The following is a 24,474-nucleotide window of genomic DNA, read 5'->3' as shown; positions in this document are numbered from 1 at the left end:
TTGTTCCCACTATCAAATTGACAGTTTATTTAAGAATACCTTGCCGCATATTTATTAACTCCTTGTATAATACTGAATCTAATTATATTCCTTAACCCTTTATTTGTCAAGCTGACAAACTAAAGCAGAAAAAGCGGCAGGATTTCCCCCTGCCACTAATCATCTGTTTATGCAAAAATAATTTCCTTTTCCACAATCTCCCTCGCACAAGCCCTTATGTTATTGAGGCATCCTGTCCATTCTAAGGCGTTTTCTGCCTTTAGCTGTTCCGTTATGCCCTGTGCCTGTTTCATACCCTCTATGAGCCTTTCAAAGCGTTCCTGTGCCTGTCTGTCAATGTCGGCAAGGTAAGCGTTAAGTCTGCCGCTTGTAAGAAGATTGGTGTATGTAACTTTGCAGTGATGCTTCAGATAATCCAAATGCCGCTGTCCCCAGATGCCTATCGGCTGTTCTTCTTCGGCGGGTACAGTTAAGCACGGTATTAAATAATCGCCTTGCCTTTCGTATTTGCCGCCCATTTCCTCAAAAATTGTCTTTGCCATTGTCTGTTACCTCCACATTCTTTTTTATTTTGAATGTCCGCAAAATCCGTCCTACATCAGAGGGTTTCCAGGGGCAGTCGATATGATGTGCCGCCACCATTCTGGTCTGGATATTGGTTCCTACTCCCAGTTTTTCGGTACTTCCTATAATAATCCGTTTCCTTCCGGCTCTGACATCGGAAAACATACGGTCCCTCTGTTCATCTGTTTTTGCATCATGGATAAAGCAGATTTCTTCCTCTGGAACACCTCTGGTAATCAGTTCCTGTTTTAAATAATCATAGACAGTAAACGCTTTTCCCGGTCCGGGTGTCCCAATATCCGAAAAAACAATCTGGGTTCCTTTCTGTTCCTGGGACTGTACATATTCCTGGTAAATGTTTTCTACTGCTTTATTCAGTTTGGAATCCGAATCTACCGGAGCATAACTGTCCAAAAGCCGGGGATCTGTACCCAAAAGTCTTGCTTCCCCGGTAATCCGGAGCATATTGTCGTCCTTTGGATCTACCACACCTCTATGGATTGCTTCTGCCCTTTCCACCATTTCCTGCATACGTTCTTTGACATAATCAGAGGCTTCCGATACTACAACCTTATATTTTCCGTCCTTTAATTCTGGCCGCTTAATATCTAGCATATCAGGCAGAATAATGTCTGCTACTTCTTTAAACAGGTGTATCAGTTCCGGCAGATTGATAAACTTATTAAACCTGGTCCGCATCCGGTAATCAGTACCTTCCGGTGCCAGTTCCAAAGAGCTGGTAACTTCCCCAAACACAGAAGCCCATGCATCAAAATGGTAAATCCCCTTTTCGTGAAGCCGCCTTTCCTGCAGATATAACTGCATCACATAAAGTTCCACCATAGAATTCGACAGAGGGGTTCCCGTTGCCATAATGACGCCCCTTCCCTGATTTTTTTCGTTGATATACTGTATCTTCATACGCATATCCATAGCCCTCTGGGAACCGCTGGAACCCAGGCCCGCAACATTGTTCATTTTTGTAAAAACTTCCAAATTTTTGAACAGGTGCGCTTCGTCTACAAATAAGGCATCTACGCCTGTTTCTTCAAAGTACATCACATCATCTTTGATTTCTTCATTGTTCAGTTCTTCAATTTTCTCTAGCAGTTTTTTCTTTCTGCTTTCCATCTGCTTTATGGACCAGTTCTTTCCCTCTTCTTCCCTTGCCTGGTTAATGGCTTCTACCAGTTGCTCTGCCTGTTCTTCTATCATGGCTCTTTGCCGGTCAGGGGAAATGGCAATTCTCTGGAACTGAGTATGACCGATAATAATACAGTCATAATCCCCTGTTGCCATTCTGGCAATCATGCGTCTGCGGTTTTCCTTCTGAAAATCTTCTTTTCTGGTAATCAGGATTTTCGCATCTGGATAAGCCCGCAAAAATTCTGCCCCCATCTGGAAGGTCAGGTGGTTGGGAACCGTAAGAAGGGGTTTCGTTGCCAGCCCCAGCCTCCTCATCTCCATACAGATACAGATCATTTCCAGAGATTTACCAGCGCCTACCGTATGAGCAAGTAAGGTATTTCCTCCACACAGCAATGCCCTTGCCACAGCATTTTTCTGATAAGGACGCAGCTTTAACAGAGGGTTCAGTCCCGGCAGTTTTAAATAAGAGCCATCATAGCTTCGTTGTCTGTCGCAGTTAAAGGTTTCATTATAAAAATCCACATATTTTTTTCTGCGCTCCGGCTCCTTAAAAATCCAGTCCCGGAAGGCTTCTTTTATCTGCTCCGCCTTATCCCTGGCAAGCATGGTTTCCTTCCGATTGATCACATAACGTACTTTTTCCCCTTCCTGCACCCGGTCCCTGATAGTCACAATCCGGCTGTTTAACAGTTCCTCTATAATGCTGATCGCATCCATAAATCTTGTGCCATAGGTTTGTCTGGTACGAATGGTTCCTCCAAAAAAGTTTCCCCTGTCAATATGGTAAGACATATCTGCATCTAAGCGCTCAATCTTGAGGGCATGGCCACTATGAGCGCAATAGTTTCTCTGGTTGTTCTCCGGGATTTCCAAAAGCTCATAGATAAACTGTTCGTAATCCTCATTTTCAATCCAGGTTGTTCCCAATTTTACACTGATCTCAGGCGCTGTCAGGTCTTTTGGCTGTACCTTTTCCAGTGCTTCCACATTGTCTACAAACAGGGGATTGTTCTGCGCATAGATCCTGGCAGTACGGAGCTTCTGACGCACATTGCCGCTTAAATACTCATCTGCGGTTTCCCACCCTGCATTTGGATCTTCTTCCTTTGCCAGTACCGGGTTCTGGTAGATTAACCCTTTTAATTCCTGGAACATTTCTTTCCTGTTTCCCGGATAAAGGGAAAGCATATAGGGAATATCCACCCGGTTATATTCTGACAGACTGATATGCAGCGCTTCCTGGGCATTTTCCACTTTGTCTATCACATCTCTGGGGCGTATGGTCCTTTTATAAAAAATGTCGGCTTTGGTTACATTTTTGTCCTCATCAACTACTTCCAGGGAAGAAAGCAGGGGATAATCATTATCCTGCCGGAACGCCATTTTATTTGTCCGGTCACAGAAATATCCATGCGTTTTTACAAAGGCATCATACAAACGGTTTAACTGTTCCTGTGCCTTTTTCAATTCCTGGTCAGAACAATTTTCCTGCTGTATTTGTAAAATTTCACGCACCAGAAGGCGGATTTTATGCATGGCACGTATCCGGCGCTTCACACTTTCCTTTGCCTGGCTCCGGTATAAAGACTCCCCTTCCCGGTAATATACTTCGTCCTGTATCACCGTAAACGTATAATTAGGTATCTCTGGAGAAGCAGCTAAGACGTCCTGCTCTTCCTTCTTTTTTTCTGCTATGCTTTCTTCATAACAGTTTTTCGGAAGCTCTCCAACTGCGTCCAAAATTCCTTTTTCCAGGTCAAAGTCTTCCGCTTCATTGACCAGGGCTGTATATTTGGAATCTTTCCCGAAAAACTGTTCAAACCAGACCATTTTCCCAAGCATCATTTCCGGGTGTTCCAGATAATACTCATTCACCGGCACCATGTCTTCCGTAAGCCCTGTATAAGTCCAGATCGGCTCCCCAATCGAAGGCTCTGCTTTTTTCTGAAAAAACAAAAGGTCACTGGTAACTGCGGTATTGGCGCTCTTTCCAAAAGAATCTGCCGGAAGCCGGACTGCCCCTAAAAGGTCTGCCTGTTCTGCCAGATTTTTTCTCACAGCGCTGTCATTTTTATCCAACGTTCCTTTTGAAGTTACCACTGCCAAAATGCCTCCTGGCCGAAGGAGGTCCATGCTTTTCCGGATAAAATAATCATGGACTTTCAGCTTCATCTTTTTATATCGGGGATCGTACAAGCGGAAATCCCCAAAAGGCACGTTTCCCACAATTACATCAAAGCTGTTATCCTCAAATTCCGTTTTTTCAAATCCTTTGATCTGGATACTGGCTGAAGGGTGGAGCTTTTGTGCAATCCTTCCGCTTATGGCATCAATCTCCACACCATAAAGCTGGGATTTTTGCATATTTTCCGGAAGACCATGAAAAAAGTTTCCAATCCCCATAGCCGGTTCCAGAATTTTTCCCTTCTGGAATCCAAACTGCTCCAAGGCTTTATAAACACCCCGCACGACTTCCGGCGGCGTATAAAAAGAACTGTTGACACTGGCCCTTGCCTGGGCGTATTCTTCTGCGGTCAACAGTTCCTTCAATTCCTGATATTCTTTTTTCCACTCCGGGCGTTTACTGTTAAAAGCATTTGGCAGCCCGCCCCACCCTACATACCCCGCAAGAATTTCCTGTTCTTCTTTTGTGGCGTTTCTCTCTTCCTGCTCCAGTGTTTTTAAGATACGGATTGCCCGGATATTTTTCTGATACCGGCTTTTATCCCCACCGGTAAACTGCAGCCACCCTTCTGGGTAATAATAATCTCCGGCTTCTACCTTATCTTCTGTCTGGACAGAGGTTCTTCCTTCCTGCCAAAGCTCTTCCTTTTTAAGAATTTCACTATATTCTTCCCATAATGCCGGAAACCAGGGGAGCAGACGGTACATATTTTCCTGCTGCTCTAAGGTTTCTGCATCTTCGGTATAGGCAATCTGGTCTTCCTCTACCAGATGTGCAGTAAGCCCGCCAAACTGATCCCAGGAAAGTTCCTGCAGAAAATCCTGGCTTTCCGGCAGGGTGATCTTAATCCCATTTTCCTGAATACAAAGCTCATAATTTCCATGTTCTGTCCGCACCAGATAATAAGGCTGGCCTTCCGGTGCTTCCCGAAGCAAAAGCGTCTTCAAAAAATGGTCTTTTTCTTCCGGTAGCTGATTGGTCGTATAGACCAGACAGAGCATTTTCTTTAAAATATCCGCCTGGATATTCTGTTTATAAAAGGCTATGCCAATCTCTTCTAATGGGATTGGTTCCTTTTCCTCAATCACTTCCTGCGCCTTCTTTGGCTGTAAGGTTTCTTCCTCTATATCTTCCCCGTTTTCTAAGGCTTCCTCCGATACGGATAACAGAGGAAGATAGGTTCCTTTTTCAATCCGTTTTCCAATTTCCAAAGAAACCTCGTCCCAGTACCAGAACGCCTCCTTCATGGAAGTTCCCTCACTCCAAAGGATATACAAACCGCTGGAACCGCTTTCTGCAATCAGGATACCGTCTTTTATATGGGCTTCTCTTTTTACATCTCCATACAATTCATAAAGATAGGCTTCCCGTTCTGTTTCCTCTGGATTGTTCCGGTAAAACTCATAAATTTTATATGGTATCTCCTGCTCTGTCATTTCCAGAAGGATTTTCTCTTTCTGCCAGTTTTCCGGCTGTGCAGGTTCTATCTCCCCAGACAGAAAAGGAATCGCCGAAGCAGTTCCTTTCCCTGTATCCTTTTCTGTTTTTTCCTGTTTTATCCGATCCTGGGGTGAATGATCTCCTCCATAACCTGTTTCTGCGCTTCCATATCCGCCTGTATCCGAAGGTTGGTCATTTCCAACGTGTTGTAAGGGTCTATCCTGTCCTCTCTGGTCCAGGTCTTCAAAAGACTTTCTGCCAGTTTCTCGTGGTATTCCTCCGCTTCTGTCTGGATTTTCATAAGTTTCTCCATCAGTTTCCCGGACAGGAGCATCATTTCGTATTGTGCCTGGTCCGTTCTCTTCATTTCCTGTGCTGCGATCCTGCCGTAACGGTTCAGGGACGCCAGCATCTTCTCCTCGCTCATCACGCCCTCTAAGACTGGTATCTGTATGCCATTCATTTCCCTGTACTGGATTCCTGCGATCCCTTCCATAATACTGCCTCCTTTCAAGGTCTATGTTCTTCATGGTCCTTGCAATCTGTAACACAATCCGCCCAGATAAATGGGATACCAACCGCCCTGTCCGGTACAGAACCTCCTCATTCTCTGAAAAACCGCAGATAAAAGAAAAATCCAGGGTGTCATCTCGGATACCGCAGCGGCTTTCCACCGCATAACAGACACTATTTACAAGAAACTCTGTAATCTGGTTTTCTTTTACCTCCTGTCCCTCTCCGGTAAGGACAGCCAGCTTCTGCAAGGATTTTAAAATTTCATCTTCCTCTTCTATCATAAACCAAACATTTGTTCTTGTAAAGGCGTCTAAAGAATTTTTAAACTTTTTTTCCTGTTCGTAGATTTCCGGGAACAGCTCCCTTGCCAGCAGCCTGCGGTTTGTCCCATTCACCTGCCAGTTCCAGGGCCGGATTCCCTGTCCCTTTACATCTTGAATATCATAAACATGGGTAACTCCTTCCCCGAAAATTTTGGAAGGAAATACTGCAATTCCTTTACTTCCTCTGGCAACCGGCAAATCCATTTCCAGCCAGGCATCATATCCTGCAAGAACGGAAGCATCTGGGCGCTGGGCATATACCATACAGGTATTTAAGAAGTCCAACTGATACAGACGCCCCATGCAGGAAAGGAAATTTTTCCAGGAATCCTCCGACTCTGAAATCCAGTGTATGGTTTCCTCATACAGTTCCCGTACTTTTGTGATATGCTTCATCTGCTGTTCCTTCTTTCTTTTACAGGTACCAGTTCTTTTGCAGAAATATCACGATAGGAAAAATCATCTGCCCCCAGCACGATTTTTTCTGCATAGTAATCTGCTTCTGCTTTTGCAGTTGCCTCCAGTTCATTCCTGCCCCGGTATCTTACTTTTTTCTCCAGGACTTCTCTTATGGTCACTTCATATTCTTTTTCGTCCATGCTTCTCCTTTCTTACTGCAAGCGGCTGGGTCTTCCATACAGCCCAATGTTCGACGGATTGAACGGGTCATTCACTACCCCACGTCTGCTGTTGGCTGCATGTACCATTCTGCCATTACCAACATAAATTGCCACATGGGAAATATTGCGGAACTGCCCATTCTGCTCATAAGAATAAAAAATCAGATCTCCCGGCTCCAGTTCGCCTTCTGTAACTTCCAGCCCATGTGTTACCATAAATTCTCCCTGAGTAGAGGCAATCGCCGGAAGGGAAATGCCTACCTCCTGATACAGCCGCTGTACCAGGGAACTGCAATCATAATATCCTTCCTCATACCGGTGTTCCTGGCTGTATTTGCAGCCTACCTTCGTCAGTGCCAGATTTGCAACGTCACTTCCTACACCAAAGGAAGGGATCTCATTTCTAAATTCCTCACTCATGACTTCCCTTAACAGTTCTTCTTCTTTTTCTGTCAGCTTTCCAAGTGCAATATAGTCCTCATAATTCAGGTTCTTAACATAGCAGCCCTTCTTTGTTACCGTAATCTCATTTTCGTCCCCATCTGCCAGAAACGCTTCAAAAGTCTGATGTCCCCAGGCAGACGCAGTTGCATGGTCCGCACAGAAAACATCAAATTGTACTCCATACCGGTCAAATGCCCCGGTATCTTCTACGGTATATTCAATCCCGTTCATAATGATCCTGGTTCCCATAGGGACAAAGGGATTTTGTGCATCTACTGCAAGGGTATGGTCCGGTTTTGGCATGACACCGGAGGCTGTCGGTCCTCCTGCCCACTGCCCACAACAGATACTGCACTGGCAATAGCCGCTGGTTACAACATTTCCCAGACTTTCCCCTGCCTTTATGGTGGTGGTTATGGTCGTGTTTTCAAAACTGTTCATTTCATCAAAGATTTCCTTCAGCTTGTCCTTATGCCGCTGATCCATATCCACACCTATATCCCCGGTTCCATACTTCACCATATAAACCATTAAAGTATCATAATAATTACTCACATAATTTCCGTTTTTCTCATGGAGATAGGTAACTGCCCCATCTTCCCCATTTTGTCCAAGTTTTGTATTAAAGTCCATGTAGTAACCGCTTAAAACTTCCCGGACGGTAGGGTTCTCCTCAGACGGATTGGGCATGAACGCACCAAGTGGCGAACAGTATAAAAGGAAAAAGATAATCACCACAGGGATTGCCACCACAAGCAGAATACTGAACAGCGGAGCTAAAAGCGCCCCGGCAAACTGGACCACCTTCAGCATAAATACAGAGGCTTTCATCTTTACAATATCTTTTGCCACCTGTGCCAAACTGTCCTGCTGTCCATTTCCGGTGAGCTTATTGATCATATACTGGATTTTCCTCTGCCGGACTGCCTGCTTTTTCTGTTTCTCCATCTGTTTCTTTTTCACTGCTTTTGTTTCTTTGTAAAACTGCTTATTGGTAATCTTCCCATCAGCCTGTTTTACCTTTAATTCCTGCTCTGCCTTTCTATAGTTCCGGTCCTTCCACAGCTTTTCTGCCGGTTTTGCTGCTGTCCCCATGACATAAAGGGAATCATTGACTTCTTCCCCACCCTCTAACTGGGTCAGTATAGCAGCCTCTCCCCGGCGTACACCCTTTATGGCAGTCTGCTTCGCCAGGGAAGATTTTTTTGTTTCCGCCAGCTTTGCAGCCTGTTCCCTCCGGTACTGTTCCTTTGCCCGGAAACCAGCAGAGGGCTGGCTGTTTGGTGCTGCCCCCTGTTTCATCTGATCCGGCTGTAAGGTTCCCGGTACAGATACGGTACTTTTGGTCTTTCCATTTTGTTTTCTATCTTCTGCAGTTCCCCGGATTGCTGCCTCTTTCCCGGCCTGCTTTTTCTTTTCCTTTTGTTTTTCAAACAGCGCTTCTCTGCCCTGCCCCGGCTGTTTCCCTTTTTCTGCCCCTTCTTTTTTCTTTCTCTGCCCTAAAAGATCAGCCACCGGCTTAGAAGTAAAAGCAGCTTTCTTTTCCTTTGCAGATAAAATAGGATTTTTCTTATGCACCGTCACCTGGGCTTCTTTTTTTAATTTCAGCTCCGGCTCTTTTTCTTTTTTTACCTTAATCTCCAAAGCAGTCCCCCTCTCCGGGGTTTAATTCTTCTGCCTGATACCAGAGTGCCTGAAACAGATACCCCTGTTCCTTTTCTCTGGGTGGTGGTCCGTACTCCTTTTCCAATTCCTGAAAGGCTTCCATAAGGTTTCCGGAAAATTCCTGGTAATCATCTTCTGTCAGGATATATTTTTCACTGAACAATACCTGCTCCAATTCCCCCACTTCTACCAAATGGTCAATGTCTTCCGGGGAAAGTGGCGGTCCCAGTCTGTCATAAGTCTTTTCTTTCAGGTAGGAAAACTGGTAAAGATCCGTCTGCTGCGGTAAAATCTTCTCTTTACTGCCATCAAAGAGCAAAAAAATAGCTTCCGCTTTTAAGAAAACGGAAACCTCAGCCTGCTCACCATATTTTAGTGCCTGCCCCTTAGAAGAAAACTCCAGCCAATCCGGAATACGGATTTCCAGCATCCAGGCTTCATACTGCAGCCCAAAAGATAATTGATATTTTGCGATAATTCCTCCTCCCTTCCACTACAAATAATCATAATAAATCTCATTGGTATCTTCATGAAAATGGCACACCGGACCGCCGCACCAGTTCCCTGCATACTGCACTGTCTTTTCCTCCACTATCCGTCACGACCAAAGGAAGCCCATAGTGCTGCAAGGACATCTGGCTGGCAGTGCGGATACGTTCTATCGCTGTTTTTTCTAAATCCAATTCTGTTTCAGGAGGGAAGATATCTTTTACATGGCCAAAACTCCGCCTCCTTTCCTAATGTTATCTGCCGCCTCTTTTTGGCGGCTCATATCCATTTGCGGCATACGCTTCTACGGTCATACCGTATGACTCTGCTTCCTGTCGTATTTCCTCCATAACCTGTTCCCTGTATGATTTGTCCGGACAGGCAGTTGCAAAATCCCGGATATCCGGCATACAAGGCAGCTCCTTCCCTGTATTTAGTGCAATCCTGCTTTCCCGGACATAAGCAAGTATGGCTTCCTGATATGCCTTTCGTGATGCGTCCCCCTGCGTCAGCAAAGGGACTTTCTTTTCTATTTCCTGTTCTTCCAGAACCGCTGTTTCCAGTTTTTCCAGGTTGCAGAAATACTGAAGGGAAGGAAGCATCTCCTCCAGTACCCATTTCATTTGCTGTTGTTCATGTTCCCATTCTTCTGTTGTCCTGGCGGTCTGTTTCATAAGCTGCTGCCCTTCTTCTGTATGGAGATAATAATCTGCAAATGCTTTTACATGATCCAGCAAATTTCCTTCCCCGTCACCAAAATCCTGGCGCCCGGTATAAGACATGACTTCCCCCTCTGAGAGAAAACAGATTTCAAAATGTGTTTTGTAATAACCTGCCATGTCTTTCTCTTCCACTGACTGCCGATCCAGCTTTCCGAACAATTCTACCGCTTGATTTAATGGCATGGCTTCTTCCAATGGAATGTCCGGGTGTTCACTGATCCGCACATACACAAAGGGTTTCAAATCCACAGGCGGAATAAGTTTTACCTGCTCCAGTGTTGTCTTTAGCTTGTCTGCCTGTTCTTTCAGCTCTGGTTTTTGCTCAAATATCTTGCTTCCCAGCCACCTGATGTATTCCTCTTTTCCGTCTTGACATAAGGCTTTCCATATAATAGCTTCCTTATGTTCTGCTTCTTTCGGATAAAAGGTATGGTAAAAATCAGGATCAAGATTTTTTTCCAGTTTTATCATTTCATCTGCAAAATCAGCAGCGTCCATGCTCTTTTTTGTTAAAATCCCTTTGGTATCCACGACTTTTGTTTCTGGAAGATAAGCACTCAGTTCCCTGGCAGCCCTTAAAAGCTCAGGGTATTCCTTGAAACCATAGACTTCCCCTAAAAAATCCACATCTAACTTGCCGCCGGAAACCAGTGGAAAGTCCAATGGAATACCATCTTCCTCCTCCACATGAAGCCCAATCCCTTTTCCTGCATTCAGCCTTTCAGAAGGAATACTCTGATAATACTTTACTGCTTCTTCTGCACTTTGAATATCCTCCCTGTATTCTCCATAACGGTTAAATTCCATACATTCTGCCACATAATACGTTGCCAAACGTCCGGTGGCATTCTCGCCCATCTCACCTTTTTCCACGTAGCAATACCTCCTTTTCACGCACAAAAAAAGCACTACCGTTTTTAGCGATAATGCTCTTTGTGTTACTTCTTATTTTCTTTTCTACTGTTCTTTATCTGTAAGAAAGATACTCTGAAATGCAATAGCTTCCTGTAATATCCCGTTCTATCACACCGGTCTGCTCTAAGCATTCCATATATTTCTTTATTTCATCTTCTGAAAAGCGGGCTGCCTTATCCTCTGACCACTGTTTAAATTCAGATACAATCTGGCTGGCATCAATCCTTGAAAAAGTCTGGACTAAATAAGTTACCGTTGCAAGTCCTTCCAATTCATGATCACTTTCTATCTCATTCACATAAGCAACCGCTTTTTCGATTGCAGGCATAAGACGGTTTAATAACTTTGTTGTTTTTTCACTACAGATTACCTGGTAAGCTAACTGATACGTTGATTCAGTATCTTTTAAGCCATAAAAACTCTGATACTCTCCGATATTTCTACTAACTATATCAATGGAGTGAGCATAGGGACCATATTTATACTTCTGAAACGAAAAATATGGTTCTTCCAGATACAAATTCATAAAATATGCGGCTTTTTGCAGACGAAGTTTTGTACAACGGTTCAGCCCCATTTTTATTTTCATCAGAACTAAACTGGCTGCTGTAAGTTTAGGCGCAACCGCTGCCTTCTGTACATAATTTCTCTGTGGCTCATAAATCAAAAATGTAAAATTATCAGCGATTGGTTCTAATTTCTTTTGTATCAGTTCTTTTACTGTCTGCCAATCCAAACCACCATTTCCACACCCCAGTGGTGGAATGGCTACTGATTTCACATGCAATCCCGGAAGTCGTTCTACCAAAACGTCTAACGCTGTTTCTATATAACTTATTTTAGAATTTTCACGCCATTTATCTTTCGTTGGAAAGTTTACAATCGTAATACCATTCTCTACAAATGTATGGATTGTTCCAACATGCAGTGTTTTATCTTTGCAGGCTTTTATATAGGATTTATTATTTTCTGGAAATTTCAGCTTGAACTGATACGCAACTCCCTTTCCCATGTAGCCCTCACAGTTGACTGTATTAACTAAACACTCTGCACCAGACTGAAACATATCTCCAGTTGTGTATTTAATCAACACAACCACCTCCTCTCGTTACTCAAACCATTGGGGCATCACCGTAATAAATGGCGGTGGAAAGATAACACCTTTCTGTTTGAGCATATCTGCTACTTTGTTTTCAGTTTCTTTCGATGAAACATAGATACACTGGAAAGCATCAACTGGAATGACCAATGGACTCAGGCATTCCGCCATCTTTATCTGTCTGGCGTCCTCGTCATTCTGCCCTACTCTGGTAAGGATATCCCAGTCAATCATTTCAAAGCCTTCGTCATAATTGTATAGCTGACACTCTTCCAATGCCAATGGGTGCTTAGGTAAAATGCGGAAATTATTGCGTCTTGCCAAAATTCTGGTAATACAAATATAAATCATTTCTTCGCCCACATGCGTTTTTTTCACAGCCACATCAAAAGCTGAATATGGGTGAAAATGAAATGGAATATATCCGTCCAGTCCTAAAACTTCTCTCTTACGTATAATTTCCGGATCTGCAACATCTCCAAACGTTACTGTATTCTCCCTTAAAATCTTTCTTGGCACAAGTCCAAAGTCAATGATCGATTCCAGGTTTTTTAACTCTGTTAAATGATATAGAAGTTTCCCTTCTTTCGCATCTTTTAATCCCATTGTTCTCCTCCTAGTATAACACACTTTAAACTTTAATCACAGAGCTTTTGTATGTTCCGTCAATGTGTTTGTTTCCATAAACAAATTTTCCTTTGTACCCATTATATGGTTCCAGTATTGATACGTCAATCCCATTAACGTGCCTTCTCTTTCTCACTTTTTGCATAAGGAAGAGATTGCTCTGCTGCTACTTCTTCCATTTGAAAGTATTCTGGTAGTATGTTTTCTTCCCTGAAACTAAAATACCGGTTCTCAGCCACCACGATATGATCCAACACCTCAATCCCCATAAGATTGCCGGCTTCTGCCAATCGCTTTGTCACTTCTATATCATGCCTGCTTGGTTCTGGATCACCGGAAGGGTGGTTATGTGCCAAAATGATACTGCTGGCATTGGATAAAATCGCAGATTTGAATACTTCTCTTGGGTGAACCAGTACACTATTTAACGTTCCCATACCTACCACGTTGACATTAATAACCTGGTTTTTTGTCCGAAGGTTTAAAATACAGAACATTTCCCGGTCACAATCTTTTAAAAAATCCTGAAAGAGTTCTGCCACATCACAGGGATTTTTTAATTCTTTACTACTGTATAGAGGAGGTTCTTCCACCAGGCGTATACTTACCACATCTATTTTATGTGTCTTCTCCATGTTCTTCCTTTCCAAAACAAATCTCCAGCATAATTCCCTCCGGCAGATTTTTTAAAAGTCTTTCCAACTGTTCTAAATTCATTTCTATTTGATATGTTTCAGCCATTCTGCCACCTTTCCCATGATATACAAAAAGAGTGCCTGATAAAAGAACTGCACTCTTTTTGTCCTATCCTTTTTCTACTTTACCGACTTATAATTTTTGCTGTTGCCTAATTTTTTCTCGTCTGTCATACCTTTTCCTTTACAGATAAAAGAAAAAGTTCCTTTCAGATTACATTACTCCTGCTTTGTCTGCAACGCCTTTTCGTGAAGGTTGGTATTGAAAAGCGCATACAGCGGATTGGCTTCTTTTTCCATACGGTTATCAAATGGAATACAGGTATTTCCATACTTAATGATCCCCGTACCGGAAGGAGAATTATCTACATATTTTAATTGTGCTTCTGGAATTCCTGCTGCAGTGGATAATTCCTGACTGTCTACATTGGACTGCTTTAACAGGGCAATAAACTCACTGTTCCCCAGCATGGTCATGGCTGTATAGTTCTGCAGCATATCAACCAAATTTTGGGTGATTCCTGTGCATAGTCCCCCTTGCTTCCTCACTTTTTTCCAGAGGCTGAACAAAAATTTCGCACTATACTCCCGGTCAAGAACCGTATGGAACTCATCTATATAAAGCCAGGTTGCCCTTCCTTTCTTTGCGTTTTCTGCAATCCTGGCACTGATATTTTCCAGCATGACCAGAGTGGAAATGGCTCCCAGCTCTTTCCCCAGGTCCCTGGTACCATAGACAATGAACCTTGCCTGTACATTCACATTGGTATGGTTATTGAAAATATTTAAAGAGCCATTTACAAACAGCTCCAACGATAAAGCAATGTCCTTTGCCTCTTCTTCTGGCTGCTCCAACAATAACTCATAAAATTCTGACATGGTAGGGATATGCTTTTCCCTTGCCTTTGCAATGTCGATATACAGCTTTCGTACACAACGGTCTATAATGGATTTATGGCGGCTGTTTAGATTATCCCCGTAACATTGTTCACACAGCCCCAGCATAAATTCTCCTTTATCTCGGATATATCCCTGGGAATCGTTTAAATCCAGCGCCCAGACATCCATCTCCAAAGGATTGATGTAATTCTTTGTATAGGTAGACAGGTTAATGATTGCCGCCTGGTTTCCCAGGGCTTCTGCAATATCAAAATATTCCAGTGTCGGATCGATACAGATAATATCATCATCTGTTCCTAAGAACACCTGCAGCATTTCCGACTTACTGAAATAGGATTTTCCGGAGCCGGGGACACCGAATACCATTCCATTTCCATTTGCCAGTTTTTTCCGGTTTCCAATGCAAAGGTTATGAGAAACCTGGTTAATGCCATAGCAGACGCCGGACTTTTCGTTTAATTCCTGTACATTAAAGGGAAGAAGGGCTGCAATATCCCTTGTGAGCATGGTCCGCATTGTGCTGATCTGCCGGTTTCCCACTGGAAGTATGGTATTCATAGCTTCCCTCTGCTGATAATAGTGGGTTTCAATCTGGCACATGCGTCCATTGCCGATATTTTTAATGGTTTCGGTTACACTGTCTAGCTCCTTCTTGTCCTCTGCCATGATCAGGAAATTAACCCCTGTATAAAACAGGTTCTGGTCATTTTCCCGCACGTCGTCCATAAGATTTACAATCTTCTCCTTCTGGACTTTCTTGATATGAGAAATGTCACTGGAAAAGTCGTTATTTTTATTACGGACTCTCTGCTGCTTTAAAATATCATTTTCAATGCCCAGATATTTCTTCTGAAGAACCTTATTTGCCAGTTCTTTTGGTACTGGTACAATGCAGATTGTAGTGATGCTATGAACCGGAAGACTGGTAATCTCATTTAAAAAGGTATCCGATAAAGAAGACGGATATTTTTTAATGAATAATGCCCTGCATTTTTTCCGTTCCGTTTCAAAATAACCTGGGTAAAACTGCATATACCCTGGTGAAATATCATTTTTAGGATCACCGCCCTTTTTTAACGCCTGTCTGAAATCAAAGGAGAATTGTTCTTCTTCCCCTATACGGTAAAAATTGAAAAGCACCCGCAGCCGCTCTTCTGCATTTAATTCTTCAATGCAGGAACCAAGTTCTCCAAAGTTCTGTTTTAAGGTAGCTTCAAAAGTGGCAAAAAATGCTTTTGCCTGTTCGTAGGATTTCCGTTCTACACATACAGTCAGCAGTTTTTCCTGCTCAATCCCCTGCCTTCCATCTACAATGCGCTTTTCAATAATCTGGTTATAACTTCCACGCAGCCAGTTAAAACCATCTCCTTTTTCCTGGAAAAGTACATGCTCCCGGAAATCCTGCATATTTTTATTCCGATTAAAAATGGTAATAAGAAAATATACATCAATGGCATTTACCGTCTTACAATACTGCTTTAAAATCCGCATCTGTTCTTCTGCACCTGCGGTTACATAGTTAATATCCAAAAAACGATATGTCTTGGAATATATCCCCTTCCCTACTTCAAAAATGCCATTTTCTGCAATTCTCCCAATCCCCATGACTTCCTGAAGATATTTCGGGGATTTTACTGCTTTATCTGCTTTTTTTAACTGGTCAAACTTATCTGAAAAAATTGACAATCTCTAATTTCCTCCTTTCAGGCAGATGGGACCACAAACACAGCAGCTTCCATCTGCCGCTACATGTCTGTGTATCCCTCTCCTGAAATGGAGAGCAGGCGCTATTTCACGCCTTGATTGCATATTCTGGTCAACGGTACATCTTATACCACACCGCTGCTGCCGTACCAAGTACAATCATCACTACCGTTACGATCCCCATACGGATTGCCTTCTTTTTCACCACGTTGACATCACCACCTTTCTTCTCTTTTTTCTGTTCCTTTTTCCTTTGCTGTACTTCCCGTTCTTCTTCCTGACGGGTTTCCATATAAATCTGTTTCAGTTCCTGCACCGATTCCGTAGAGCCATACACCAAAGGGCGGTTAAAAAAGGAAAAATAAATCATCTTCCCTGCAAACTGCCAGAATGTCAGCCCATGATAGTTATAAAACCCAGTCAGTGCCAGAGGTACAACAAAAGGGGTTGCCACATAACAGCTCAAAGTAATCCCGATTTTTTCATACAAAAGCAGGACAATCCCAGTTCCTACGCCCAATGCCAATGCCGAAAACAAAAACTGTTTTGCTGTAAGTCCTAGAACCAGGGATTCTTTATAATGCTGTAGGTCCTCACTTAATTCAATCTCCATTTACATGTCCTCCCTTCTTACCGGCTCCTGTCCTTTGCAGATAGAAGCCGTTTCATGCTGCAAAACTTCTGTTCCCGGCGAACACACGACTTCATTCCCCCATACGTCCCAGCCAGGTGCTTCTCTACGCGCAAATAGCTCAACTCGTGGGACATCTCCCATTAACTGTTCAATTCTGTTTCTTGCCTCCTCTGGCTTTTTACTATGTTCTTCGATATGTGTGATAAGGACTTGATGCACACGCCTGGAATAACGCTTTGGGCTTCCTTTTGTTGCAAGAATACAGATTTCAGCATTTGCTCTTGTCCAGTATCCCATGCCCCAAAATAAAGAATCCGCTTTCTTATTCTGCTTAATCCAAACAAATGCTACCGTTTTATAGGTAAATCCCCACGCTTTTACAACTCTCCATATTTCTTTCAAAAGTGGAAATGTAATCCAAAGAAATAATGCACAATTTTCATCTGCCAGTTTCCCTACCGGCAACTTTTCTATTTCTTCCATGCTCATGGTTGGATAATGGCTTTCTGCGGAACGCCCACTGCCCTTTTTACTCCACACCCGGTATGCCCAGGGGGGATCTGCATAGATAACCTGATATTTTTTCATAATCCTCCTTTTTATGAGCTTCTATCTTCCAAACAGAAGCTATTTTTTGCCTTACACTACAATCCCAGTGCCCTGGAAGTCAGGTTCTGCGCCCCTTTTACAGTGCCTACCGTCAGCGCAACCGTAAAGGTCATTTCCCCCAAATAAATCAGGGTTTTGGCCCAGTCCTCATAATCTCCGGTAAAGGTCGGAAGACCGGAAGAAATAAACTGGTTACACAAAAGGATTGCCAGTGCCATCGTGACTGCCTCAAAAACAACACTGATAAAATATTTCATATAGGCTACAAAGGTATTGCTAAGCCCCCGGTTTCCAGCCAGGGTACTGCTGGCAATCGCCCCAAAAGGTACAATTACCATGATTTTCAAAAAGCGGAAATAAACATTGTACAGCAGGAAGAAACCACAGATAATAACGATTAAAGACAGGAAAACAGCAAGTATCAAAAATACGATACTGGTTCCAAATCCCAAATCTTTAATCACTTCTGCCTGCGCCGGGTCAATGGATAACTCCACACTCTGGTTTTGCCCCAAATGCCCCACCAGGTTTCCACAGGAAGTAAACAGGGCTTTCATAATGGTAATGTTATAAGATACCAGCCACTGTGCAATGGCAACCCGGATAAACATACGGAGAATTGCTTCAAACCGGATTTCTTCCCGGATATCTACCGACTCTGCACAAAACCCTATGACGAAAAAAAGGACTACCAGGGCAGAGCCTATCCCAACAAAAAGGGGTTCAATCCCTTCAATGATCCCCCAGGGCCCGCCTCCTTTGAATCCGGTAGGGGACTGTCCTAAAAGTTCAAATACGAGGCTGACCTGGTTATTCCAAAATCCAAACACGATTTCCAAAAGTGCAAGGATCGCCTCTCCTAAATTAAACATCACTTCACCTCTCTTCTTATCTGCTTATCTCAAAAAGAAGAATGGTTTTAGCTAATTCCCAGGAAAGTAAGAACGGAGGAAATGGCTGCCATAATAAGCCCTGCAACAATTCCTTTAATGGCACTGTTCATAGAAGAACTGTCCTGCTGTTGGTAAGCCTGTGCAAATTCCATCACGTTTTTTGCCAGGATAATCACACCCACCGCACCGATAATACTGATCACCAGTGTCTTTAAATTCATAAGCGGCTGTGTTACGTCACTTACCCCGGAAGCCATGACAGTCTGGGGGAACAGGGAAACAGTGGCAGCGCTTACTGCCAGGACTCCCAGTAGAGATTTTTTCAAGCGGTTCTGTTTCTTTCTGATAACCTCTTTGATTTTCATATCTTTTTACTCCTTTTCATGTGATTGATACCGCATTACGCAAAAAGACAGATTTTTAAAAACCTGCCCTGCGTAATGCAAAAACTACAGGTTTCCAAAAATCTGCCTTCTTTAATCCGAGGCTGTTTCTTTTGTAAATTTTTTACGGATTTCCTTCATCTTTTCAGCACTGTTTTTTGTATCTGCCATTTGAAGGATTTTATCATACGAAATTCCAGCACCAATGGCAAGCATGATTTCTCCCAACTGTTCCTCATTATAAACATGGCTTTCCAATAATTCAGAAAGTTTTTCTTCCTCTGTCTGTACCGGTTTTTCCGTTTTCTTCGGCGGCCTCACCTCCTCTACCGTTCTCTTCTTCTGGTTCTCTTTCAGCTCTTCCTCCGAAAAAATCTTCTTAGGAATAGGCTCATAAGAAAAAATTTCATCAAAAGACAGTTCCACAATCTGAACATCTTCTCCCTGTTCCTTTTTCTTCTTATAATAATCCAGGGATTCTTCGTTTAAAATCTGTACCGCCTGTTTTTTTGCAGCCATTCTGTCATGGATATAAGGCGCTGCCCCGCCATCTTCTGTTTCCGAAAATCTGGAGTGTGCAAACGTATTGTATTTCTTATCAATAATGGGATCACAACCCCTGATTAACAAAATACACTCTGAGTTATCCAGCTTTCGGGTTTCGTCCGGTGTCAAAAGCTCACGCCCCAGCACATCATAATTCCGGGAACTGCTCCCCTGCCGGCCTTTGGTTTCCCCACTGCTTTTTTTATCAATGGTTCCTTTTCCCAGGGACTCACTGATATACTTATGCGTGGACTGTTCATTCCCACCAAGATATACCAGGGAATCATGAGGTAAGCTTCAGCTCATCCTTCGAAAAGGACTTGCATCCACTCCCTCCCAAACCGCACGTACACCTCTCGATGTATACGGCTTTCCGCTTATCATTTGCGGTGTTACGAATGAATTAAATTATGGCATTCGGGGCATACCACGAGTGTTTTCCGTCTCCTTTTTCGCATGAGTAATACCCACTCTGTATTTCCCTTTAAATCTTTGAGTTTCTTAACTTGGTGTATTACCAGATTTCTACAGTCTTTTTGGCATAATTCACAAGTATGACGTTCCACTCTCTGTTTGAGAGTGTTAGTTTTGGCATATCTTGAAAACTGCGGAAGCTCGCTTACATTATCAAACTTTGTAGCACATTCCTTCCGTTTATAACCATCCCTGTAGAATGTTGTTGTTTTCATTCCCTGCCTTGTTTCATACGCAACTGTAAATAATTCGTTTCTGCAATATCTCCGCTTAATCTCATGAACATTCGTCTTATACTTGCACGCAAATGTTTTATACATGCTGTATTTCATTACATTGGCAAATCTCCCTATTTTAAAGGAGTCATTCGCTATGGTGTAATAATTATATAGTCCACGGACTTCTGCATTGTATCTTGCGAGAATTTCAATATCGCTCTGGTTTACCAGTTTTCCCCTATGAAGGGCTACAAATCTCTCTTTTCCGTTTTCGTTGATTTTGATTTTCATTGCTTTGTATTCAATTAACTTACCTACCCATTTTTCGCGTGGAACGTACAGTTTAACAACTCCTGTCTGACATCTCTGAACCCTTCCGTTAGAAGCCTTCTGTAGCGTCTGCACTCTTGATACCGTAATGTCGTAACCTAGAAATCTTGCTCTGTCTCCAGTGTGCGTAACCTTTGTCTTAGTGTCTGACATTTCTAATTTCAATGCTTTTTGCAGGAATATTTTCACGTCTTTCTTGATAGCTTCTGCGTCTGCTTTGCTACCAATAACCCCGATGATAAAATCATCCGCATATCTCGTATACTGCACCCTTTTATAATTACTGTCGTTATAGACGTAAGGTGTTGTAGATTTTTCAATCATTTTCAGTTCCTTAAGATTTTTGCATCTGATTTTCTTTTCTTCGTCAGACAGACTATCCCATATCTCTCTGCCCTTTTTCCTATATCTGTATGCCTTACCGACACTGGACTTATATGCAGTAGAAAAATGTTTCTTCTTAGCTTCTGTATTGAAGTTTTCTGCATAATTTCCCATAAATTTGTCCAATTCATGAAGGTAAATATTTGCCAGCACTGGACTGACTCCCGACCCCTGCGACACTCCGCTATAGGTTCTGTTGAATGTCCATTGTTCCATATATCCTGCTTTTAGGAATTTCCATATAAGCTGGATAAACGCTTCGTCATCAATCCTCTTTTTCAAGAGGTCGATAACTACATGGTGGTCGAAACTGTCAAAACAAGCGTGTATATCTCCTTCCACAAACCAGTTCGCACCAGTAAAGGTGTTCTGTATCTGTTTCAGTGCTGTCTGACAGCTTCTGTTTGGTCTGAACCCATGTGATTTATTACTGAACACAGGCTCATAAATACTCTCCAAAATCATCTTAACGACTTCCTGCACGAGTTTATCATCCCCCGACTGAATACCCAGAGGACGTTTTTTACTGCTGTTTTTCTTTGCAATATATTCTCTTCTTGCAGGCTTAGGTTGGTAACTTCGGTCTTTTAAGGATAAAATAATCCTCTCAATTCTCTTGTTACCCATGCCATCAATCGTTGTTCCATCAGCTCCGGCAGTCATACTGCCATCATTTGCGTAGATATTTTTATACACAAGCCAATAAAACTCCGGATTGTACAGATTTCTGTATAATCTCTGAAATCTGTAAGTTTCATTCTTTGACTTTTCCATCAAATTTTTCAATACCTCAGTTGGATTTCTCAATGCCTCTCGCACCTTCCTTCATTTTAGTATTTTCTGATAAGCTGCTCCCCTTCGCCATGTGAACGTCATTAACGTCTCGGACTACTATGGGAGCTGTGTGACCATGCCTGTTACCAGGTTTAGGTCATCCCCAGTTAGTAAATACAGGATTAGCATTCAGTGTTGTCGGCACCGACTTTCGCCATTTATCCGCTGTCTTGCGGTTGCTCTTTCATGAGTATCGCTTGCTTTCATAACTGCGAAATGAAACCAACATGAAAAGCATACGTTTCAATCCTTTTCGTATGCGGGGCACAGGTTCCCCCACTCTGGCTATCGTTTAGGCAGTTTAGCTTTGTACCTCATACACTGATTTTTATTCTTAAATATTCTGACGCATAGGATTAGCGCCTTTCCTATTTACGTTCCAACTGGAACAACAACATGCTACACTCCCCTTCGGGTTTCCCCTCTCGGATAAGTTGTAGAATAATAGGTTGTGATTTTTCATCACCTGATACTTTTACCTACCGCTTGCTAAAGGCGGTATCCTGTAAATACCACGTCGCCAATTTATATTGCGCTGGCGACTTCTGGGCGCACACAATTACCCGGTATGGTTTCCCAGGTTTTCTCAAACAAAGCCTTGATCTGGGCAAGGTTTTGGATAAAAATGGTACATGAAATATTCCTGGAACGCATGGTACTAAGGAGGCTGCAGTAGTCATCTGGCAATGGCACGTTGGCAAATTCGTCCAGCATAAAATTGACGTTAATGGGAAGTTTTCCATTGTAATGGAAGTCTGCCTGGTAATACAATTCCTGGAAAATCTGGGAATAAAGCATACCAATTAAAAAGGCATAACTCTTATCCGAATCCGGCGTTACACAAAAAAGTGCAGTCTTCCGGTTTCTGTCCCCGTCAACACCAAGCCCAATCTCCTCAATCTCCATTTCATCATGATCCAGAATCCGCAAAATTTGTGGGTTCTGTAACAATCCCAGCCTTGCATTTGCGGAAATGATGATACTCCTTACCGTATCTCCGGCACCCCGGATCACTTTATTATACTGGATTAAAGCAGGGTGATTGCTTCCCTTTTTTCTCTCCAGTCTGCGGAAACGCCGGTCTAAATCAGAAGGGGAACCGTCTGCATGGACTTCCGCCTCATTCAAAAGCTGCAGAACCATACGGAAATTCCTTTTCTCCATTTCACACTCCTGCCACACATAAAGAAAAATGGCCTGCAAGTACAAAGACTCGGCTTTCTCCCAGAATGGATCACTGGGCTGTGCGTTTTTCGGTGTGGTATTATTGATCAGGTTGGTAACCAGTTTTACAATATCTGTTTCAGAGCGGATATAGCGGAATGGATTATATCCGTTAGACTGCTCCATTTCCACCAGGTTCAGCACCCGTATCCGGTATCCATGCGCTTTCAGCATACCTCCGCAGCATCTTAAAATCTCCCCTTTGGGATCTGTAATGATCTGGGAAGCCCTGCTTAACTGAAGGAGATTGGGTTTCACCATGAACAAGGTTTTTCCAGCGCCGCTTCCTCCGATTACCAGGACATTTAGGTTTCTCCTGGTCTTTCTGGTATTCATGGACAGCCTGACATTCTGGGATAAGATCAGGTTATTGTGTTCATCTTTATCCGCAAACTGCTTTGCCACTTTTTTCGGATCTGCAAAAACAGCGGTACCAAATTCCTGTCCCGGCATATAGTTTTTCCGGCTGGTGACATACATGACCATACCGATCACATATACAAAAATCCCCAAAATGATTGCTTTTAAGGAAGTTTCGTTCCAATAATTGGCAAACGGGGCTACCATCACCTGATCCAGACGGTTTAAAAAATAATTGATATCCTTTCCGGGCTGATAACACACGTTCAAGAGATAACCTCCATAGCCGGAAGCTATGCCACCAATAAGATACATGCCCCAGGACTGTTTCTTCTTTTTCTGAATTGCTCCGGTTCTCTACCTCCTTCGCCCCTGTATGGTTCTTCTCCCTGCTTCCAGGTTCTGTTGTGCCTTCCTGTAATTCTGCTCCCTTCTTCTGCGTATCTTTTCCTGCTCCTGTCTGGCACGTTCCCTGTGTACCGGGTCATAGCTTTCCCTATATAAATCTTCCCCCGAAGTTTTTCTAAGAAAACGGTCCTCCAGGTCTAAAATTGCATACTCCTTCTTCTTTTCCAATCCTGCAAAAATCGTCTTATGGTCATTAATCCAGCTAATTTCCGATTTATCCAGCCAGATAAATTCATTCTTACGGTACGGAATCCTGGTTTTGATATGATGCTCTGTTTCTTCATATACCAGCTTCTGGTCTATGGTAATGGCATTCACACCTGGATTGTTCCGTTTCTCCTTTTGGATACGCTGAATGACCTGCATCTTTTCTTCTGTTTCCTGGCTGCTTCCAGTGCTGCGTCTTTGGGCTTCCTCTTCCCCAAACAACTGTTTCCACTGCTGGGAATCTACCAATTCTTCCATCTGTTCCGGTGTCCTGGTCAGTGTTACCGTACCTTCCTTCCCTTTCTCCAAAATCCCCTGTTCTTCCATGTAGCAGATAATCGGCCAGATCTGAAGCCAGGTCATATTCAGACGGGAACGGACATCACTGATCTTCTCCACCTGGTTTTTCGCCAGCTCCCGCGCAACCAGTTCACACTCCTTCGGCTCCGGCAGGGCAGGCTTTTTTACTTCTTCTACCAACTGCTCCACCTTATCCGGCTCTGCATTTTCATAGTATTCATCTAACGTCCCAATATTGGAATGTTCAATTTTTGCCATCATGGACTGAATACGGGGTGCTGCCTGGGAATGGAACAAAATTTCACTCATACCGTCCTTCTCATTCAAATCCGGCAAAATGGAATATAAAATCCCATACTTATTTGCCAGGGCTTTTACCCGCTCCAGGTCTTTTGTTTCAAAACGGAAAACCTGTAAATCGCCTCCCATTTTCAGGAGCTTTTGTACAGAAGTTTTCCCTGACAGTTTTTCCTGGTCCAGAACTTTTTTAAATACCGCACAAATATCTTTTACAAACTGCCAGCCTGTATTTCCCATTTTCAGAATGATTTCTGCGCCTTCAAAGGAAACTTTAATGATCTGCGCCGCATCTTGTATTTCACTCATGCTCTCC

17 protein-coding genes and 2 pseudogenes are annotated in these 24,474 nt (G+C 43.0%); all 19 read right to left on the bottom strand.

Features of this window, described 5'->3' with window-relative positions; genetic code table 11:
- Window positions 1-167: 167 nt before the first annotated feature.
- On the bottom strand, window positions 168-542 hold the full coding sequence (locus NQ489_RS02540) for a TnpV protein (protein ID WP_001140406.1): 375 nt from the start codon (window positions 540-542) through the stop codon (window positions 168-170).
- Entirely contained in the window at window positions 523-6,573 is a 6,051-nt protein-coding gene (locus NQ489_RS02535) for an N-6 DNA methylase (RefSeq protein WP_259852637.1), read from the bottom strand. Before NQ489_RS02535 ends, NQ489_RS02540 begins: the two co-directional genes overlap by 20 nt.
- Window positions 6,570-6,776, bottom strand: coding sequence for a DpnD/PcfM family protein (locus tag NQ489_RS02530; RefSeq protein ID WP_021651176.1), 207 nt, complete (start codon window positions 6,774-6,776; stop codon window positions 6,570-6,572). Before NQ489_RS02530 ends, NQ489_RS02535 begins: the two co-directional genes overlap by 4 nt.
- A gap of 12 nt (window positions 6,777-6,788) precedes the next feature.
- A complete protein-coding gene (locus tag NQ489_RS02525) occupies window positions 6,789-8,885 on the bottom strand; it encodes a C40 family peptidase (protein WP_227198749.1) in 2,097 nt (698 codons plus the stop codon).
- A complete protein-coding gene (locus NQ489_RS02520) occupies window positions 8,875-9,336 on the bottom strand; it encodes a hypothetical protein (RefSeq protein ID WP_021652268.1) in 462 nt (153 codons plus the stop codon). Before NQ489_RS02520 ends, NQ489_RS02525 begins: the two co-directional genes overlap by 11 nt.
- A gap of 313 nt (window positions 9,337-9,649) precedes the next feature.
- Window positions 9,650-10,990 carry an LPD25 domain-containing protein gene (locus NQ489_RS02515; RefSeq protein WP_092073500.1) on the bottom strand — a complete coding sequence of 447 codons (1,341 nt, stop codon included), beginning with the start codon at window positions 10,988-10,990 and terminating at the stop codon, window positions 9,650-9,652.
- Between the two features lie 94 nt (window positions 10,991-11,084).
- Window positions 11,085-12,122 carry a type II toxin-antitoxin system antitoxin DNA ADP-ribosyl glycohydrolase DarG gene (darG, locus tag NQ489_RS02510; RefSeq protein ID WP_044960428.1) on the bottom strand — a complete coding sequence of 346 codons (1,038 nt, stop codon included), beginning with the start codon at window positions 12,120-12,122 and terminating at the stop codon, window positions 11,085-11,087.
- 18 nt (window positions 12,123-12,140) lie between these two features.
- The gene (locus NQ489_RS02505) at window positions 12,141-12,737 is read right to left on the bottom strand and encodes a DarT ssDNA thymidine ADP-ribosyltransferase family protein (RefSeq protein WP_021650169.1); all 597 of its coding nucleotides are present in this window, start codon (window positions 12,735-12,737) and stop codon (window positions 12,141-12,143) included.
- A 134-nt stretch (window positions 12,738-12,871) separates the two neighbouring features.
- Window positions 12,872-13,393: a JAB domain-containing protein gene (locus NQ489_RS02500; RefSeq protein WP_227945576.1), complete on the bottom strand. Its 522-nt coding sequence runs from the start codon at window positions 13,391-13,393 to the stop codon at window positions 12,872-12,874.
- Window positions 13,377-13,499, bottom strand: a complete 123-nt coding sequence (locus tag NQ489_RS02495; RefSeq protein ID WP_255610470.1) for a hypothetical protein — start codon at window positions 13,497-13,499, stop codon at window positions 13,377-13,379. The genes NQ489_RS02500 and NQ489_RS02495 overlap by 17 nt, the downstream gene beginning before the upstream one ends.
- Before the next feature lie 173 nt (window positions 13,500-13,672).
- Complete coding sequence (locus NQ489_RS02490) at window positions 13,673-16,039, bottom strand: VirB4-like conjugal transfer ATPase, CD1110 family (RefSeq protein WP_195956097.1); 2,367 nt, start codon at window positions 16,037-16,039, stop codon at window positions 13,673-13,675.
- A gap of 130 nt (window positions 16,040-16,169) precedes the next feature.
- A complete protein-coding gene (locus NQ489_RS02485) occupies window positions 16,170-16,670 on the bottom strand; it encodes a PrgI family protein (RefSeq protein WP_021651665.1) in 501 nt (166 codons plus the stop codon).
- On the bottom strand, window positions 16,671-17,279 hold the full coding sequence (locus tag NQ489_RS02480) for an MT-A70 family methyltransferase (protein ID WP_021652487.1): 609 nt from the start codon (window positions 17,277-17,279) through the stop codon (window positions 16,671-16,673). It abuts the gene before it with no gap.
- Between the two features lie 56 nt (window positions 17,280-17,335).
- Window positions 17,336-18,172, bottom strand: a complete 837-nt coding sequence (locus NQ489_RS02475) for a hypothetical protein (protein WP_025577460.1) — start codon at window positions 18,170-18,172, stop codon at window positions 17,336-17,338.
- Window positions 18,173-18,219: 47 nt separating this feature from the next.
- Entirely contained in the window at window positions 18,220-18,558 is a 339-nt protein-coding gene (locus tag NQ489_RS02470; protein WP_021651237.1) for a hypothetical protein, read from the bottom strand.
- A gap of 111 nt (window positions 18,559-18,669) precedes the next feature.
- Window positions 18,670-19,407 (bottom strand): annotated as a pseudogene (locus NQ489_RS02465) (type IV secretory system conjugative DNA transfer family protein); the annotation flags it as partial.
- 107 nt (window positions 19,408-19,514) lie between these two features.
- Window positions 19,515-21,335 carry a reverse transcriptase/maturase family protein gene (locus NQ489_RS02460; protein WP_044960591.1) on the bottom strand — a complete coding sequence of 607 codons (1,821 nt, stop codon included), beginning with the start codon at window positions 21,333-21,335 and terminating at the stop codon, window positions 19,515-19,517.
- A 582-nt stretch (window positions 21,336-21,917) separates the two neighbouring features.
- Window positions 21,918-23,261, bottom strand: a pseudogene (locus NQ489_RS02455) (VirD4-like conjugal transfer protein, CD1115 family); the annotation flags it as partial.
- Between the two features lie 42 nt (window positions 23,262-23,303).
- On the bottom strand, window positions 23,304-24,467 hold the full coding sequence (locus NQ489_RS02450; RefSeq protein WP_021650613.1) for a PcfB family protein: 1,164 nt from the start codon (window positions 24,465-24,467) through the stop codon (window positions 23,304-23,306).
- Window positions 24,468-24,474 lie beyond the last annotated feature (7 nt).

It is taken from the genome of Blautia sp. KLE_1732_HM_1032 (genome assembly GCF_025147905.1).
GTDB lineage: Bacteria > Bacillota > Clostridia > Lachnospirales > Lachnospiraceae > Blautia_A > Blautia_A fusiformis.
The sequence above is the reverse complement of the archived record's forward strand: the minus strand, read 5'-3'. Positions and strand labels throughout refer to the sequence as shown.

Excerpts from the sequence above, each read along its gene's own strand:
- NQ489_RS02540 (WP_001140406.1), bottom strand. The coding sequence starts at position 542 with ATGGCAAAGACAATTTTTGAGGAAATGGGCGGCAAATACGAAAGGCAA.
- NQ489_RS02535 (WP_259852637.1), bottom strand. The coding sequence starts at position 6,573 with ATGAAGCATATCACAAAAGTACGGGAACTGTATGAGGAAACCATACAC.
- NQ489_RS02530 (WP_021651176.1), bottom strand. The coding sequence starts at position 6,776 with ATGGACGAAAAAGAATATGAAGTGACCATAAGAGAAGTCCTGGAGAAA.
- NQ489_RS02520 (WP_021652268.1), bottom strand. The coding sequence starts at position 9,336 with ATGCTGGAAATCCGTATTCCGGATTGGCTGGAGTTTTCTTCTAAGGGG.
- NQ489_RS02505 (WP_021650169.1), bottom strand. The coding sequence starts at position 12,737 with ATGGGATTAAAAGATGCGAAAGAAGGGAAACTTCTATATCATTTAACA.
- NQ489_RS02500 (WP_227945576.1), bottom strand. The coding sequence starts at position 13,393 with ATGGAGAAGACACATAAAATAGATGTGGTAAGTATACGCCTGGTGGAA.
- NQ489_RS02495 (WP_255610470.1), bottom strand. The coding sequence starts at position 13,499 with ATGGCTGAAACATATCAAATAGAAATGAATTTAGAACAGTTGGAAAGA.
- NQ489_RS02485 (WP_021651665.1), bottom strand. The coding sequence starts at position 16,670 with ATGGAGATTGAATTAAGTGAGGACCTACAGCATTATAAAGAATCCCTG.
- NQ489_RS02480 (WP_021652487.1), bottom strand. The coding sequence starts at position 17,279 with ATGAAAAAATATCAGGTTATCTATGCAGATCCCCCCTGGGCATACCGG.
- NQ489_RS02475 (WP_025577460.1), bottom strand. The coding sequence starts at position 18,172 with ATGTTTAATTTAGGAGAGGCGATCCTTGCACTTTTGGAAATCGTGTTT.
- NQ489_RS02470 (WP_021651237.1), bottom strand. The coding sequence starts at position 18,558 with ATGAAAATCAAAGAGGTTATCAGAAAGAAACAGAACCGCTTGAAAAAA.
- NQ489_RS02450 (WP_021650613.1), bottom strand. The coding sequence starts at position 24,467 with ATGAGTGAAATACAAGATGCGGCGCAGATCATTAAAGTTTCCTTTGAA.